Genomic DNA, 14880 nt, shown 5'->3' with positions numbered 1-14880 from the left:
TTTCCGTGCGGTACTTGGCAGCGAGCCGAGTGGCGGCACATACAAACCGAGGAAAGTACGATGAAAGCCGATATCCATCCCCAGTACGAAGAAATGGTCGCCACCTGCAGCTGCGGCAACGTGATCAAGACCCGTTCGACCCTGTGCAAGCCGATGAGCCTGGACGTGTGCTCCGAATGCCACCCGTTCTACACCGGCAAGCAGAAGATGCTGGATACCGGCGGCCGTATCGACCGCTTCAAGCAGCGCTTCGGTGTGTTCGGCAGCAAGTAAGCCGAATAGTGGTGCAAGCCACGTTGCTGAAAAAGGCGTCCCTGGTGGGCGCCTTTTTCGTTTCTGCGTTTCTGGTACTGCCGGCTCAGGCCTTCTGCCCGACGGTCGATGGCCTGGCGCAGCAGCGCGTGGTCAAGGTGGTGGACGGCGATACGCTGCGGCTGGGTGATGGCAGTAGCGTGCGCCTGATCGGTATTAATACACCTGAGCGTGCCCATGACGGGCGTCCGGCTGAGCCCTTTGCCGAAGCGGCACGGCGTCGCTTGCAGGCGCTGGTGGCGGCCAATGATGGGCGCGTCGGTCTGCGCCTCGGGGCGCGCTCGCGCGATCACTACGGGCGCACCCTGGCGCATGCCTACGACCGCCAGGGGCGCAACCTGGAAACCCAGTTGCTGGCCGAGGGTATGGGCTATCGAGTGGCTTTCGAGCCGGCCAGCGGGCTGGAAGGGTGTCAGCGCGAGGCCGAAGCTGCCGCACGCCAGCAGCGTCTCGGCCTCTGGCAGCAGGCGCGCGTGCTGGAGCCGTTCGATCTGCGCCAGAGCGGCTTTGCCCTGGTGCGCGGCACGATCAAGCGGGTGCAGCGCAATCGCGGCGGCCTGTGGCTCGAACTGGATGGACCGCTGGTGCTGCGTGTCGAGCCCAAGTTGCTGGCGAGCTTCGATGTCGCTGCCCTGCAGCGCCTGGCCGGTCGCCAGGTCGAGGCGCGTGGCTGGGTGATTGACCGCTCCCGGCGCGGCGGCGTACAACCGAATCAGGCCCGCTGGATGTTGCCGCTGACCCACGCGGCGATGCTTGAGGTGCTGCCATGATTCTGCGTCTGTCTCTGCTGCTTTCGCTGCTGTTTCTGCAGGCCGGTTGCGCGGTCAATCCGGCGACCGGGCGCACCGACTTCGTGATGATGAGCGAGCAGCAGGAGATCGAACTGGGCCGTGACTATGCCCAGGAAATCGCCAAACAGTACCCGCGCTACCCCGACGAGAAGCTGCAGGCCTATGTACAGCAGGTTGGCGAGCGAGTTGCCCGGCATGGCCATCGCAGCCAACTGACCTATACATTCACCGTCATCGACTCACCGGACGTCAATGCCTTCGCCATTCCCGGCGGGCACATCTATATCCATCGCGGGCTCATGGCATACCTGGATTCCGAGGCGCAGCTTGCGGCGGTGCTCGGGCATGAGGTGGGGCATGTCACCGCGCGTCACAGTGTGCGCCAGCAGAGTCAGTCCACGGCCTGGGGCCTGCTCGGTCAGGCGGTGGCGATCGGTACCGGCGTCGGCGCCGTCGGCGACCTGACCAACGCCCTGGGTGGTGCCATCGTCAGCGGTTACGGTCGCGACATGGAGCTGGAGGCCGACGGCTTTGGCGCCCAGTACCTGGCGCGGGCGGGCTATGACCCGCAGGCCATGATCGAGGTGGTCGAGGTGCTGAAGAGTCAGGAAGACTTCGCTCGCGACGAGGCTCTGGCCAATGGGCAGGAAGTGGCGCCGAGCGGCTATCACGGCTTGTTCGATACCCATCCGGACAATGACACCCGCCTGCGTCAGGTTGTGGCGGCGGCCACGCCTCTGGCTGTCGGCCAGGGTGAGGTCGGGCGTGACATCTACCTGCGCCAGATCGATGGCATGCCCTTCGGCGACTCGACCGAGGCCGGGGTGCGTCGTGGGCAGCACTTCTACCACCGTGGTCTGGATTTCACCCTGGCCTTCCCCGAGGGCTGGGAACTGATCAATCGCTCCGATGCACTGATCGTGCACAGTGCCGATCAGCAGGCCTTCATGGTCATGAGCATGGAGCCGCTGCAGCAGTCGCTCAGTGCGCAGGCGTTCATTCGCCAGCGTACCGGTGGTCGTGCGTTGGCTCAGGAGCAGAGCTTTCGTCAGGCGGGTCTGGATGTCACCACTGGCATCGTACCGGGTACGGCCGCCAAGCGCGTGGCAGTGCTGGTGCGCGAGCGCGAGGCATTCCTGTTCGTGGGCGCGGTCAAGGGGCGTGCATCGCTGGAAAGCGCTGACCCGCAGTTCATGCAGGTAGTGCGCAGTTTTCGTCCGCTGCAGGCCGACGAGCACAAGCTGGGCGAGGCCCGTCGCCTGCGCCTGGTGCAGCTCAAGAGCGGTCAGAGCCTGGAGGCGCTGAGCCGGGAAATGCAGGGTGAGGGCGACAGGTTGCGGCGTTTGCGCTTGCTCAATGGTCTGTATCCGACTGGTCAGCCACTTCCTGGCGATTGGCTCAAGGTCGTCCGCTGATTAGCCGAGAGCCCCAGTCTTGTGGGGCTCGACCATCTTGCGTATCCTCGGCCGCCTGCCTTCATAGCAAAGCGGAAATCGCCGAAATGTCCGATCTGAAAACTGCCGCTCTCGAGTATCACGCTCAGCCCCGTCCGGGGAAACTCAGCGTCGAATTGACCAAGCCAACCGCCACCGCACGTGACCTGTCCCTGGCCTATAGCCCGGGTGTGGCCGAGCCGGTGCGGGAAATCGCCCGCGACGCCGAGCTGGCGTACCGCTACACCGGCAAGGGCAACCTGGTGGCAGTGATTTCCGACGGCACCGCGATCCTTGGCCTGGGTAACCTCGGCCCACTGGCCTCCAAGCCGGTCATGGAAGGCAAGGGCGTGCTGTTCAAGCGTTTCGCCGGTATCGACGTGTTCGATATCGAGGTCGACTCCGAGAGCCCGCAGGCCTTCATCGATACGGTCAAGCGTATTTCCATCACCTTCGGTGGCATCAACCTGGAAGACATCAAGGCGCCCGAGTGCTTCGAAATCGAGCGCGCACTGATCGAACAATGTGACATTCCAGTGTTCCACGATGACCAGCACGGTACCGCTATCGTCACTGCTGCCGGCATGCTCAACGCTCTGGAAATCGCCGGCAAGACCTTGGCCGAAGCCAAGATCGTCTGCCTGGGCGCCGGTGCTGCCGCGATTTCCTGCATGAAGCTGCTGGTCAGCATGGGTGCGCAGGTCGAGAACATCTTCATGCTCGACCGCAAAGGTGTGATCCATGCTGGTCGCGATGACCTCAACCAGTACAAGGCCGTCTTTGCTCACGCCACCGACAAGCGCAGCCTGTCCGACGCCCTCGACGGTGCCGACGTGTTCGTTGGCCTGTCCGGTGCCAACCTGCTGAGCCAGGAAGACCTCAAGCGCATGGCGCCGAATCCGATCGTCTTCGCCTGCTCCAACCCGGATCCGGAAATCAAGCCGGAGCTGGCCCATGAGGCGCGTCCGGACGTGATCATGGCTACCGGTCGTTCGGACTATCCGAACCAGGTCAACAACGTGCTCGGCTTCCCCTTCATCTTCCGTGGCGCCCTGGACGTACGTGCCACCCGCATCAACGAAGAGATGAAGATCGCTGCCGCCAACGCCCTGCGCGATCTGGCCAAGCTGCCGGTGCCGAAGGAAGTCTGCGATGCCTATGGCGGCATCGCCCTGAGCTTCGGTCGCGAGTACATCATTCCCAAGCCGATGGATGCGCGCCTGATCACCGTGGTGGCCGACGCTGTGGCCAAGGCCGCGATCGAGACCGGCGTGGCGACCCTGCCGTATCCGCAGCACTACCCGCTGAAGTCGGTGGATGACGTGTTCAACGGCTGATTGCCCAGCCAATAAAAAGCCCCGCTTCGGCGGGGCTTTTTATTGGCTGGGATTTACCGGTCAGAACAGGTCGATCGGCGCCATCTCGTCGGCTGGCAATGGGCTGCCGGGGATGCCCAGGCCGGGTTCGAGTTCGCTCATTGGCGGTGGCGAATCCTCGCTCTTGAACAGCTCGAAGTAGGCATTGGGTGAGTCTGGCGAGGCGGCACGGCCGCTGACCGGGTCCACGCGCAGGCTGAGCATGCCGGCCGGTTCAGGTGGCAGATGCTCGGGTTTATCCTTGAGTGCCGCGCCCATGTAGCTCATCCAGATCGGCAGCGCCACGGTGCCACCATACTCATGGCGACCGAGGCTCTCGGGCTGGTCGAAGCCCACCCAGACACTGGTCATGTAGTCGGCGTTGTAACCGGAGAACCAGCTGTCCTTGGACTCGTTGGTGGTGCCGGTCTTGCCGGCCAGGTCACTACGGCCCATGGCTAGCGCGCGCCGGCCGGTACCGCGCTTGATAACGTCCTGCAGCATGCTGGTCATGATGTAGGCGGTGCGCTCGTCGATGATCTGTTCGGCCAGTACTGGTTGTGGCAGCTCCGCATTGGGCACCTCGTCCTGCAGGGCTGTGCTCTGTTCTTCAACCTGCTTGGCTCGCTCCGGTGTGCGTGGCGGGTTGGCAATGAACAGCGGTTTGCCTTCGCGGCTGTCTATGCGTTGGATCAGGTAGGGTTGGATCTTGCGCCCGCCATTGGCGAAGGCGCTCCAGCCGGTGGCAATTTCCATGGGCGTCAGGCCTGCCGTGCCGAGAGCCAGCGAGAGGTTGCGTGGCAGGTCCTGCTTGTTGAAACCGAAGGCGCTGATGTAGTCGATGGTGTAGTCGATGCCAATGGTCTGCAACAGTCGGATCGACACCAGGTTGCGTGACTTGTACAGCGCTTCGCGCAAACGGATGGGGCCGAGGAAGGTGTTGTTGTCATTCTTCGGCCGCCAGGCTTCCTCCATGCCGGCTTCCTGGAAGACGATGGGGGCGTCGTTGACCAGGGTGGCGGCGGTGAAGCCGCTGTCCAGTGCCGCGCTGTAAACGAAGGGTTTGAAACTCGATCCGGGTTGGCGTTTGGCCTGGGCAGCTCGGTTGTAGTTGCTCTGCTCGAAGGAGAAGCCGCCAACCAGTGCTCGGATGGCACCGTCCTGCGGGTCAAGCGACACCAGGGCGCTCTGTGCGGCTGGGATCTGGCTCAGTTGCAGGGCGCCTTCATCGTTTTGCTCGACCCGTATCAGGTCGCCAATCTGCACTACATCTGTCGGTTGCTGGGGGCGTGGGCCCAGGCTATTGGTGTTGAGGAAGGGGCGAGCCCATTTCATGCTATCCCAGGTTACTGGCTGCTCTTCGCCATTGCGCAGCAGCACCATGATGCCGCTCTTCTCCACCTGGCTGACGATGGCGGGCTCAAGGCCGCCGATGCTGCGGTATTTGCTCAGCTCTTCAAGCCAGGCCTCGCGGGTCAGGCCTGGGAGGCGGGTTTCCGGGCCGCGGAAACCGTGGCGTTGATCGTAGGCGATCAGACCTTCATGCAGGGCGCGATTGGCGGCCTGCTGCAGGTCCGTGGGAACAGTAGTGGTGACGCGGAAGCCTTCGGTATAGGCATCGCTGCCATAGCGTCCGACCATCTCGGCGCGCGCCATTTCCGCAATATAGGGGGCATGCAGCTCGATCGGTTGGACATGATGGCGGGCGTCGATTGGCTCGGCCATTGCTGCGTCGTAGCGTGCCTGGTCGATTCTTCCGAGCTTGAGCATGCGGCCGAGAATCCAGTCGCGGCGCTCCTTGCTGCGCTGCGGATTGACCAGTGGGTTGTAGCGCGACGGCGCCTTGGGGAGGCCGGCGATCATCGCCATCTGCCCGAGGCTGAGGTCGTGAATCGATTTGCCGTAGTAGACCTGGGCGGCGGCCTCGATGCCGTAGGCACGATTGCCTAGGTAGATCTTGTTGACATAGAGCTCGAGGATTTCGTCCTTGCTCAGCTCCCGTTCGATCTGCAGGGCCAGGAGGATTTCGTTGATCTTGCGTGAGAAGCTGCGCTCGTTGGTGAGGAAGAAGTTCTTCGCCACCTGCATGGTGATGGTGCTACCACCACTCTGAATGTGCCCGCTAGACAATAACTGCGTAGCAGCGCGCATAAGGCTGCTGAAGTCGACGCCATAATGGTTGGCGAAATTGTCGTCTTCGGCGGCTAGCAGTGCGTGGATAAAGTCCTGGGGGATGTCCGCGAAGGCGATCGGAGAGCGCCTCATCTCGCCGAACTCGGCGATCAGCTTGCCGTCGCTGCTGTACACCCGCAGGGGAATCTGCAGCTGTATGCTGCGTAGCGACTCGACGGAAGGTAGGCCGGGGCTAAGATAAAGGAAGGCTCCGCTAAAACTGAGGAGCAAGCCACAAAAAGTGGCGACGAGGGACCACCAGAGAAACTTCAGCAGGCGCATCAAGGTTTGTGGAATTCCAGATAAAAGAATGAGTTAAGAGTTGCGTAGTGCGAAAAGGGGAAAACTGTTCACATTATAAGCGGTTTTTTTGCGGGGTCGCCATTTGCGCTTCTGTCAAGACTGTTATTTAATGTGGAAAAACATAAATAGTCCGTAAGTCGCGGATGCCAATAGGAAATCGGTCGTGCTAGGGCTCTTCAATAAGAAAGCGAACACGCTTCTGGGGATCGACATCAGTTCGACCTCGGTCAAGCTCCTTGAATTGAGTCGCTCAGGAAGCCGCTACAAAGTAGAGGCCTACGCCGTTGAGCCACTCCCCCCAAATGCTGTGGTCGAGAAGAACATCGCCGAGCTAGAAGGTGTTGGTCAGGCGCTCTCTCGGGTCTTGGCCAAGGCCAAGACCGGTGTGCGGACTGTTGCCGTTGCAGTGGCAGGCTCTGCGGTGATCACCAAATCCATCGAGATGGAGGCTGGCCTCAATGATGATGAGCTGGAGAATCAGCTCAAGATCGAGGCCGATCAGTACATTCCTTATCCCTTGGAAGAGGTTGCTATCGACTTCGAGGTTCAGGGCGTGTCTGCACGAAATCCTGAGCGAGTCGAAGTCCTCCTGGCAGCGTGCCGTAAGGAGAACGTTGAGGTGCGTGAGGCCGCGCTTGGGCTCTCGGGGCTCACTGCCAAGGTGGTCGACGTCGAGGCATACGCTTTGGAGCGAGCGTACGGCCTTCTTGAATCTCAGCTGGGCGGTGGTGGCGAGGATCTGACGGTGGCCATTGTCGACATCGGTGCGACCATGACCACACTGAGCGTTCTGCATAACGGGCGGACCATCTATACGCGCGAACAGCTATTCGGTGGTCGTCAACTGACGGAAGAGATCCAGCGCCGCTACGGTTTGTCTGTTGAGGAGGCTGGCCTTGCCAAGAAGCAGGGCGGTCTGCCTGACGATTATGAAAGTGAAGTGCTTCAGCCCTTCAAGGAAGCTGTGGTGCAGCAGGTTTCTCGCTCGCTGCAGTTCTTTTTTGCCGCCGGCCAGTTCAACGATGTCGACTACATCCTTCTGGCAGGTGGTACTGCTTCGATTCCCGATCTGGATCGTCTGATCCAGCAGAAGATCGGCACTCCTACTCTGGTGGCCAATCCATTTGCCGACATGGCACTGGGCGGCAAGGTCAATGCCGGCGCGCTGGCCAGTGATGCGCCGTCATTGATGATTGCCTGTGGTCTGGCGATGAGGAGTTTCGACTAATGGCGCGGATCAACTTACTTCCTTGGCGTGAACAATTGCGTGAGGAGCGTAAACAACGCTTCTTGGTTGCAATGGGTGGCACTTTGGTCGTTGCAGCTGGTCTGGTGTTTCTTGCTGGCCAGTATTTCGATGGTGCTATCGAACAACAGAACGCACGCAATGACTTCATCAAAAAGGAAATTGCCGTACTGGATGCGCGCATCAAGGAAATCAGTGAGCTGAAGGAGCGTCGCGCGCAACTGCTGGAAAGGATGAAGATCATTCAGGATTTGCAGGGGAATCGTCCTATTATTGGTCGGATATTCGATCAGTTGGTGCGGACGTTGCCCGATGGTGTTTTCTTCTCAGCGCTAAATCGTAAGGGTGCAGTAATCTCAATAGAGGGGACTGCTGAATCCAATAATCGTGTGTCGAGTCTGATGAGGAATCTGGATGCGTCGGACTGGATGAAGGCTCCCAATCTTACTGAAGTAAAAGCACTGACCGCAGGCGCGGTCGATCAAGCCAGTACTTTCAAGTTGACTGTCAAACAGACTCGCCCAGGTGCAGAGGATGAGGATGAGGAGCAGGCTAATAAGAAGCCTTTCGGCAAGAATGCCCGTCAAAAGAAAGCAGGTAAGAAGTCATGAGTCTTTCTGATGCTGTTGAGTCGCTGAAGAAGATCGAGTTGTCAGAGCTTGATGTCAATAATCTTGGTGCTTGGCCGCTTGCGGTAAAATACATTACATGCTTTTTGCTCTTATTGGCGGGGCTGGGGGCTGGTTATTATTTTTACCTGCAGGACCTGCAATTGCAGCTGGAGCAGCAGCAGGCCCAGGAATCCACCCTTAAGCAACAGTTCTCGAGCAAGGCATTTCAAGCAGCTAATCTTGAGGCATATAAAGCCCAGATGACTGAGATGGAAGAGTCGTTTGGAATGCTTCTACGTCAGTTGCCTAGTGATACCGAGGTGCCTGGGCTTCTTGAGGATATTACTCGCACCGGCCTGGAGAGTGGTCTGGAGTTTGAAGAAATCAAGCTGCAGCCTGAGGTAACCCAGCAGTTTTATATTGAACTACCAATCCAGATTTCAGTGGTTGGTACTTATCATGACTTGGCCACTTTTGTAAGTGCGGTGGCTAGCTTGCCTCGAATAGTTACCCTGCACGACTTTGATATAAGGCTTGCAGGCGATGATGGTGTTTCAAAGTTGTCAATGAAGGTGTTGGCAAAAACCTATCGTTACAATGACGAGGGGCTTAAGAAATGAGTGCTGCTCGTGTTATAACACTAGTGTCTCTTGTGATTGTGCTCAGCGCATGCTCTGGAAGTGGTGATTTTTCTGATCTTCGCCAATATATGGACGAGGTGCGTGCTCGTCCCAAGGGTTCGATAGAACCACTTCCTAAGTTTCAGCCGTATGAGCCGTTTACATATAGTGCCTCTTCGCTGAGAAGTCCCTTCCAGCCGCCGGTGAAGATTGATGTGGCTAGTCAGCAGAAGGGCTCGAAAGACATCAAGCCAGACGAGACTCGTGTAAAGCAATTTTTGGAAGGCTTCAATATAGAAGTCTTCGAAATGGTCGGCACGCTGGAAAATGACGCAGGTGTGTTCGGTCTGGTGCGTGGTGCTGGGGGGGTTCATCGCGTTAAACAGGGGGATTATCTCGGGCGTAACCACGGGCGAATCGTTTCGGTTGATGAGTCCAAGATAGATGTGGTCGAAATAGTTCCGGATGGTGAGGGTGGCTGGCTGGAGCGTCCCCGCAGTATCACACTTAAAGAACGCTCTTGATGGCGGAGTAGGTTATGAAGAACAACTACAGATCTGCTGAACGGAATTTTTCAATGAATAATGCATTTTCTCGTTTTGCCATGTCCCTACTGCTGGCTGGTTTTGCGCCAGCATTGCTGGCGGCGAATTTGCAGGGGTTGGATGTTGCCGCTCTTCCGGGCGACAAGGTTGAACTAAAGCTTCGATTTGATGAGCCTGTGGCTTCCCCGCGCGGCTATACCATAGAGCAACCGGCGCGAATTGCGCTGGATTTGCCTGGCGTGTCTAGTGCTCTGGGTGAGAAGAATCGGGAGCTGGGTGTGGGTAATGCGCGTAGCGTTACAGTTGTAGAAGCCCAGAATCGCACTCGGCTAATTATAAACTTGGCGACGCTCGTTCCCTACAGTACGCGTAGTGAGGGAAATAACATCATCGTTGTTGTTGGCGATGCAGCTACTGCGAGCGCTCAGGTGAGCTCTGCTCCGGTGCCTGGCTCTGCTCCCGTGAAGCATGCCGTCTCTGGGCGCGCGGTTCGTGGTATCGACTTTCAGCGGGGAACTGAAGGCGAAGGCAATGTAGTTATCGATCTTTCGGAATCCTCCATGAGTCCGGATATCCAAGAGCAGGGAGGGAAAATTCGAGTCGAATTTGCCAAGACTCAGTTGCCTGAAAACCTTCGTGCTCGACTAGATGTCAAGGATTTTGCGACTCCGGTTCAGTTTGTCAATGCGACAACTCAGGGGGATAAGGTCAGTATTAGTATCGAGCCTGTTGGACAGTACGATTACTTAGCCTTTCAAGCAGATAACAAGCTCACTATTAGCGTAAAGCCACTGAGTCAGGATGACGTTGAAAAACGTGCGTCCGAACGGTTTGCTTATACTGGTGAAAAGTTATCGCTCAATTTTCAGGATATCGATGTTCGTTCGGTTCTGCAGCTAATTGCAGACTTCACCGACCTCAACTTGGTAGCCAGCGATACCGTCAAGGGTAACATTACCTTGCGCTTGCAGAATGTGCCTTGGGATCAGGCGCTTGATCTTGTACTGAAAACACGTGGGTTGGATAAGCGGCAGGTGGGGAATGTTCTTCTGATCGCGCCTGCGGATGAGATTGCGGCCCGTGAGCGGCAGGAGCTTGAGTCCAAGAAGCAGATTGCAGAGCTCGCGCCCCTGCGTCGTGAACTCATTCAGATTAACTATGCCAAGGCATCCGATATCGCCAAGTTGTTCCAGTCTGTGACGGATGCAGAGACTCCCGCAGGAGAAGAGCGCGGCTCTGTAACGGTGGATGATCGTACTAATAGCATCATTGCCTACCAGACTCAGGATCGTCTGGATGAGCTGCGTCGGGTTGTAGCGCAGCTCGATATCCCAGTTCGCCAGGTCATGGTAGAAGCTCGTATCGTAGAGGCCAATGTCGATTTTGATAAGGAGCTCGGTGTGGAGTGGCGTGGTGTTGGTCTGGGGGATAACAACTGGGTCGTGGGTGGTACCAATAGTGTCGAGAAAGGTACCGATCCACTCGAGTTTCAGGCGGGGACATTCGTGGACATGGGGGCTGCTGGGCGTACTACAGGTCTAAATCTTGGTTTCATAACCAATAACACGCTGCTAGATCTTGAGCTCTCCGCGATGGAGAAGACTGGTAATGGCGAGGTGATTTCCCAACCCAAGGTTGTTACCTCCGACAAGGAAACCGCGAAGATCCTGAAGGGTGCAAAAATTCCTTATCAGGAGTCGTCTTCCAGTGGGGCCACCTCTACTGCGTTTGCCGAGGCCAATCTTTCGCTGGAGGTTACTCCGCAGATCACCCCGGACAATCGGGTGATTATTGAGGTGAAGGTCAACAAGGATGCTGCGGACTTCTCCAACCAAGTGCAAGGCACCCCCTCCATTCTGACCAATGAGGTCAATGCCAAGGTTCTTGTTAGTGACGGTGAGACCATTGTAATCGGCGGTATCTTTAGTAATACCCAGTCCAAGGCTGTAGATAAGGTGCCGTTGCTGGGCGATATCCCTTTCATTGGTCGTTTGTTCCGTCGTGATGTAGTTCAAGATTCCAAGTCTGAACTGTTGGTGTTCCTGACCCCGCGAATCATGAACAACCAGGCTATTGCAGTCAGTCGCTGATATTGTGCAGAACCTGATTCTTGTAGGCCCGATGGGGGCGGGTAAGAGCACCATCGGGCGGTTGTTGGCGAAAGAGCTAAGGCTGCAGTTTAAGGATTCGGACAAGGAAATAGAGCAGCGAACCGGTGCTGATATTCCCTGGATCTTCGATGTCGAGGGTGAGCAAGGCTTTCGTGAGCGTGAGCAGTTGATGGTCGCGGAGCTTTGCGAACTGAGTGGCGCGGTTATTGCCACCGGCGGCGGCGTGGTGTTGCGGGCAGAAAATCGCCGGGCATTGCGCGGTGGCGGAAGGGTCGTCTACCTGCATGCTTCGGTTGAGCAGCAGTTGGAACGTACCTCCCGTGACCGTAATCGTCCTTTGTTGCAGACCGCTGAGCCTGGCAAGGTGCTGCGAGGGTTGATGGATATCCGGGATCCTCTGTATCGCGAGATTGCCGACGTGATCATCGAAACCGACGAGCGCCCCCCGCGCATGGTCGTGCAAGAGATCATCGAGCGCCTCGAGGCTCTTCCGCCCCGTTAAAGACGGGGCTCAACTGCGCTATCCTATGGCCCTTTCCATTCGGGGGCTTCATGCAGACTCTTACTGTCGATCTGGGCGAGCGTAGTTATCCCATCTATATCGGGGTGGGGCTCTTGTCTCAACCTGCCTTGCTCAAGCGTCACTTGGCTGGGCGGCAGGTGGCCATTGTTACCAACGAGACCGTTGCGCCTATTTATCTTCAGACTGTCGAGCAGTCGCTACAGGAGTGCGAGATCACTTCGGTGGTCCTGCCTGACGGCGAGAGCTTCAAGAACTGGGAAACCCTGCAGCTGATCTTCGACGGTTTGTTGCAGGCCCGGCATGACCGCAAGACCACCATAGTGGCGCTGGGCGGTGGAGTGGTTGGTGATATGGCTGGCTTTGCTGCGGCCTGCTATCAGCGAGGCGTCGATTTCATCCAGGTGCCGACCACGCTTCTTTCTCAGGTTGACTCCTCTGTAGGCGGCAAAACGGGTATCAATCACCCGTTGGGCAAGAACATGGTTGGTGCCTTCTATCAGCCGAATGCCGTGCTGATCGATACCTCGGTGCTTGATACGCTGCCGGCGCGCGAGCTGTCTGCAGGGCTGGCGGAAGTAATCAAATACGGCTTGATCTGTGATCCGGACTTTCTGGGCTGGCTTGAAATACATATCGAGCAGTTGCGTGCCCTGCAGCCCGAGGCGCTGATCCAGGCTATCGAGCGCTCGTGCGCTGCCAAGGCCAGAGTGGTTGGTGCGGATGAGCGCGAGTCCGGGCTGCGTGCCATTCTCAACCTGGGCCACACCTTCGGTCATGCCATCGAAACTCATATGGGCTATGGCGCATGGTTGCATGGCGAGGCTGTCGCTGCCGGGACCGTCATGGCGCTGGAGATGTCCATGCGTCTGGGCTGGATAACTGGCGCGGAGCGTGATCGCAGTATTCGCTTGCTGCTGCGTGCCGGTTTGCCGGTGGTACCGCCGCAGGAAATGACTCCGGAGGATTTTCTTCAGCACATGGCTGTCGATAAGAAGGTGCTCGACGGTCGCCTGCGCCTGGTGTTGCTGCGCAAGTTGGGTGAGGCCGTGATCACCGATGATTTCCCGCGGGAAATCCTGAATGCCACGCTGCGTGCGGACTATCGCGCGCTGGCGGATCAGCTTGGACAATAAGAGAGCTCCATGACCAGTTTGCATGCCGACGAGGCGTTCCTCGCGCACTATCAGTTCAGCCATGATCCGTTTGCCGCAAGGGTACCGGGTTTTCGTTTCTATCCGGCGCAGCGCAAGCCTGTGCTGGGACAGCTGCACCATCTGGCGCGGTACAGCCAGTTGCTGCTTGTGGTGACCGGTCCCGAGGGTAGTGGCAAGACACTGTTGCGTCAGGCGCTGGTCGCCAGCACCAATAAGCAGTCGGTTCAATCCGTGGTTGTCTCGGCGCGCGGCGCGGGCGATGTCGGCGGGGTTCTGCGTCAGGTCGCTCAAGGGCTGGGCATGCAACAAGCCGATATGCCAAGCATTCTGGCGCAAGTGGCTCAGCTGGCTCTGACGGGGCAGGAAGTCTATTTGCTGGTGGATGATGCCGAGCAATTGGCCGACGCGGCGTTGAATGCCCTGTTCACCTTGGCGGTGGGTGCTAATGACGCACGGCCTCATGTCTTTCTTTTTGCCGAGAGTGATTTGCTGGCGCGCCTCGAGCAGCTGGCTGATGGAGAAGAGCGCTTCCACGCCATTGAGCTACAACCCTATAGCGAGGATGAAACTCGTGAGTATCTGGCTCAACGCCTGGATGGAGCGGGGCAGGGTGTGGATTTGCTCAGTGACGCCCAGGTCGGTGAAATCCATGAGGCTTCGGGTGGCTGGCCGGGCGCGATCAATCAGGCTGCGCGCGATGTGCTGGTCGAGGCCATGCTGGCGGAGCGCGGCGCTCAGGTCGCTGCGGGTCGAGGGTTGCCGAAGAAACATCTGCTGGCATTGGCGGTAGTCGCTGTTGCCTTGGGGGCGGCCTGGCTGATGCAGGGCAAGACTGAGAATACCCCGGTCGTGACGACGGAGCAGCCAATTCAGCTAATCCCTCAGGATGCCACTCCTCCTGCCGCTGTCGTTGCCACGCAGGCGCCGGAGGTTTCGGCTCCAAGTGCAGCCGCTCAGGCGCAGGTGGAGTTTTCCGGTAGCGCTCAGCCCCTGCCGTTGCCGTTGGTGGGTGAGGCTCAGCCGGTAATTCGCGAGCCACTGGCCCAGGCCTCCGGTATGGAGGATGAGCAGGGTGCAACGACCGATCTGCCGCCCGTGCAGGATGCGCCAGCGACTGAGCCAGTAGTACCTGCGGTGGCCAGTACTCCGGTGCCTACACCTGCTCCGGTGCAGGTCGTGCCAGTTACGAAACCGGCGCCGGCTTCGGTGCCAGTGCCAGTGGTCAAGGCTGTCGAGCCCAAGCCTGTTGTGACGGAGAAGCCGGCGCCAGTTGTCGCCAAGACGGCTCCTGCGGTTGGCGCCGACTGGTATGCCAGCCGTCCGGCAGGTAATTATGCTCTGCAGATTCTAGGGACTCGCTCCGAAAACAGTGCCAAGGCCTTCGTTGGCAAGCATGGTGCCGAGTACCGCTACTTCAAGAAGTTGCACCAGGGTCAGCCGCTGTACGTAGTGACCTTCGGTCAGTTTTCCGGTCGGTCCGCTGCGCAGGCGGCAATCAAGACACTGCCGGCTGATGTGCAGGCTGGCAAGCCCTGGCCGCGCAGTTTTGCCAGCATCCAGCAGGAGGCTATCCGGGCTCGTTGATGGCCCGTGATTTGCCTGTCATTTGGTGACTGAGTGGTCCTAGCACGGGCCTTCGGTCGCTGCCTTTCTTGTAAGCGACAGAAGTTTTCATCTGGCCGTCACGAAAATTTGTGACGGCCA

13 protein-coding genes are annotated in these 14880 nt (G+C 58.4%); 12 read left to right on the top strand and 1 reads right to left on the bottom strand.

Annotated features, from left to right (window positions below; all coding sequences use genetic code 11):
• The first annotated feature begins 60 nt into the window (after positions 1 to 60).
• From rpmE to AYB31_RS00135, 4 genes are all read left to right on the top strand, one after another.
• Positions 61 to 273 carry a 50S ribosomal protein L31 gene (rpmE, locus tag AYB31_RS00150; RefSeq protein WP_043311131.1) on the top strand — a complete coding sequence of 71 codons (213 nt, stop codon included), beginning with the start codon at positions 61 to 63 and terminating at the stop codon, positions 271 to 273.
• Positions 274 to 317: 44 nt separating this feature from the next.
• Positions 318 to 1082 (top strand): thermonuclease family protein, encoded by a 765-nt coding sequence (locus AYB31_RS00145; RefSeq protein ID WP_442961780.1) that lies wholly within the window; start codon positions 318 to 320, stop codon positions 1080 to 1082.
• Positions 1079 to 2518 (top strand): M48 family metalloprotease, encoded by a 1440-nt coding sequence (locus tag AYB31_RS00140; RefSeq protein ID WP_068824552.1) that lies wholly within the window; start codon positions 1079 to 1081, stop codon positions 2516 to 2518. The genes AYB31_RS00145 and AYB31_RS00140 overlap by 4 nt, the downstream gene beginning before the upstream one ends.
• An 86-nt stretch (positions 2519 to 2604) precedes the next feature.
• Positions 2605 to 3873 carry a malic enzyme-like NAD(P)-binding protein gene (locus tag AYB31_RS00135; protein ID WP_068824549.1) on the top strand — a complete coding sequence of 423 codons (1269 nt, stop codon included), beginning with the start codon at positions 2605 to 2607 and terminating at the stop codon, positions 3871 to 3873.
• A 60-nt stretch (positions 3874 to 3933) separates the two neighbouring features.
• Here the strand turns inward: AYB31_RS00135 and AYB31_RS00130 are convergent, their stop codons facing one another.
• Complete coding sequence (locus tag AYB31_RS00130; RefSeq protein ID WP_442961779.1) at positions 3934 to 6345, bottom strand: penicillin-binding protein 1A; 2412 nt, start codon at positions 6343 to 6345, stop codon at positions 3934 to 3936.
• Positions 6346 to 6529: 184 nt separating this feature from the next.
• Between AYB31_RS00130 and AYB31_RS00125 the strand changes: the two genes are divergently transcribed.
• The 8 genes from AYB31_RS00125 to AYB31_RS00090 are packed head-to-tail and all read left to right on the top strand — an operon-like array spanning position 6530 to position 14760.
• Positions 6530 to 7594, top strand: coding sequence for a pilus assembly protein PilM (locus tag AYB31_RS00125; protein WP_068824545.1), 1065 nt, complete (start codon positions 6530 to 6532; stop codon positions 7592 to 7594).
• Positions 7594 to 8223, top strand: coding sequence for a PilN domain-containing protein (locus AYB31_RS00120; RefSeq protein WP_068824543.1), 630 nt, complete (start codon positions 7594 to 7596; stop codon positions 8221 to 8223). Before AYB31_RS00125 ends, AYB31_RS00120 begins: the two co-directional genes overlap by 1 nt.
• The gene (gene pilO / locus AYB31_RS00115; protein WP_068824541.1) at positions 8220 to 8843 is read left to right on the top strand and encodes a type 4a pilus biogenesis protein PilO; all 624 of its coding nucleotides are present in this window, start codon (positions 8220 to 8222) and stop codon (positions 8841 to 8843) included. Before AYB31_RS00120 ends, pilO begins: the two co-directional genes overlap by 4 nt.
• The gene (gene pilP / locus AYB31_RS20985) at positions 8840 to 9367 is read left to right on the top strand and encodes a type 4a pilus biogenesis lipoprotein PilP (protein WP_082805162.1); all 528 of its coding nucleotides are present in this window, start codon (positions 8840 to 8842) and stop codon (positions 9365 to 9367) included. The genes pilO and pilP overlap by 4 nt, the downstream gene beginning before the upstream one ends.
• 53 nt (positions 9368 to 9420) lie before the next feature.
• The gene (gene pilQ, locus AYB31_RS00105; protein WP_068824537.1) at positions 9421 to 11478 is read left to right on the top strand and encodes a type IV pilus secretin PilQ; all 2058 of its coding nucleotides are present in this window, start codon (positions 9421 to 9423) and stop codon (positions 11476 to 11478) included.
• A 4-nt stretch (positions 11479 to 11482) separates the two neighbouring features.
• Complete coding sequence (aroK, locus tag AYB31_RS00100) at positions 11483 to 12001, top strand: shikimate kinase AroK (protein WP_068824623.1); 519 nt, start codon at positions 11483 to 11485, stop codon at positions 11999 to 12001.
• Positions 12002 to 12051: 50 nt separating this feature from the next.
• Positions 12052 to 13155 (top strand): 3-dehydroquinate synthase, encoded by a 1104-nt coding sequence (aroB, locus tag AYB31_RS00095; RefSeq protein WP_068824535.1) that lies wholly within the window; start codon positions 12052 to 12054, stop codon positions 13153 to 13155.
• A 9-nt stretch (positions 13156 to 13164) separates the two neighbouring features.
• Entirely contained in the window at positions 13165 to 14760 is a 1596-nt protein-coding gene (locus AYB31_RS00090) for an AAA family ATPase (protein WP_068824533.1), read from the top strand.
• Positions 14761 to 14880: the final 120 nt, after the last annotated feature.

Origin of the sequence: Pseudomonas sp. BMS12, from assembly GCF_001592875.1 — a bacterium.
Taxonomy (GTDB): domain Bacteria; phylum Pseudomonadota; class Gammaproteobacteria; order Pseudomonadales; family Pseudomonadaceae; genus Aquipseudomonas.
This window is presented reverse-complemented; position numbering and strand designations above follow the sequence as displayed.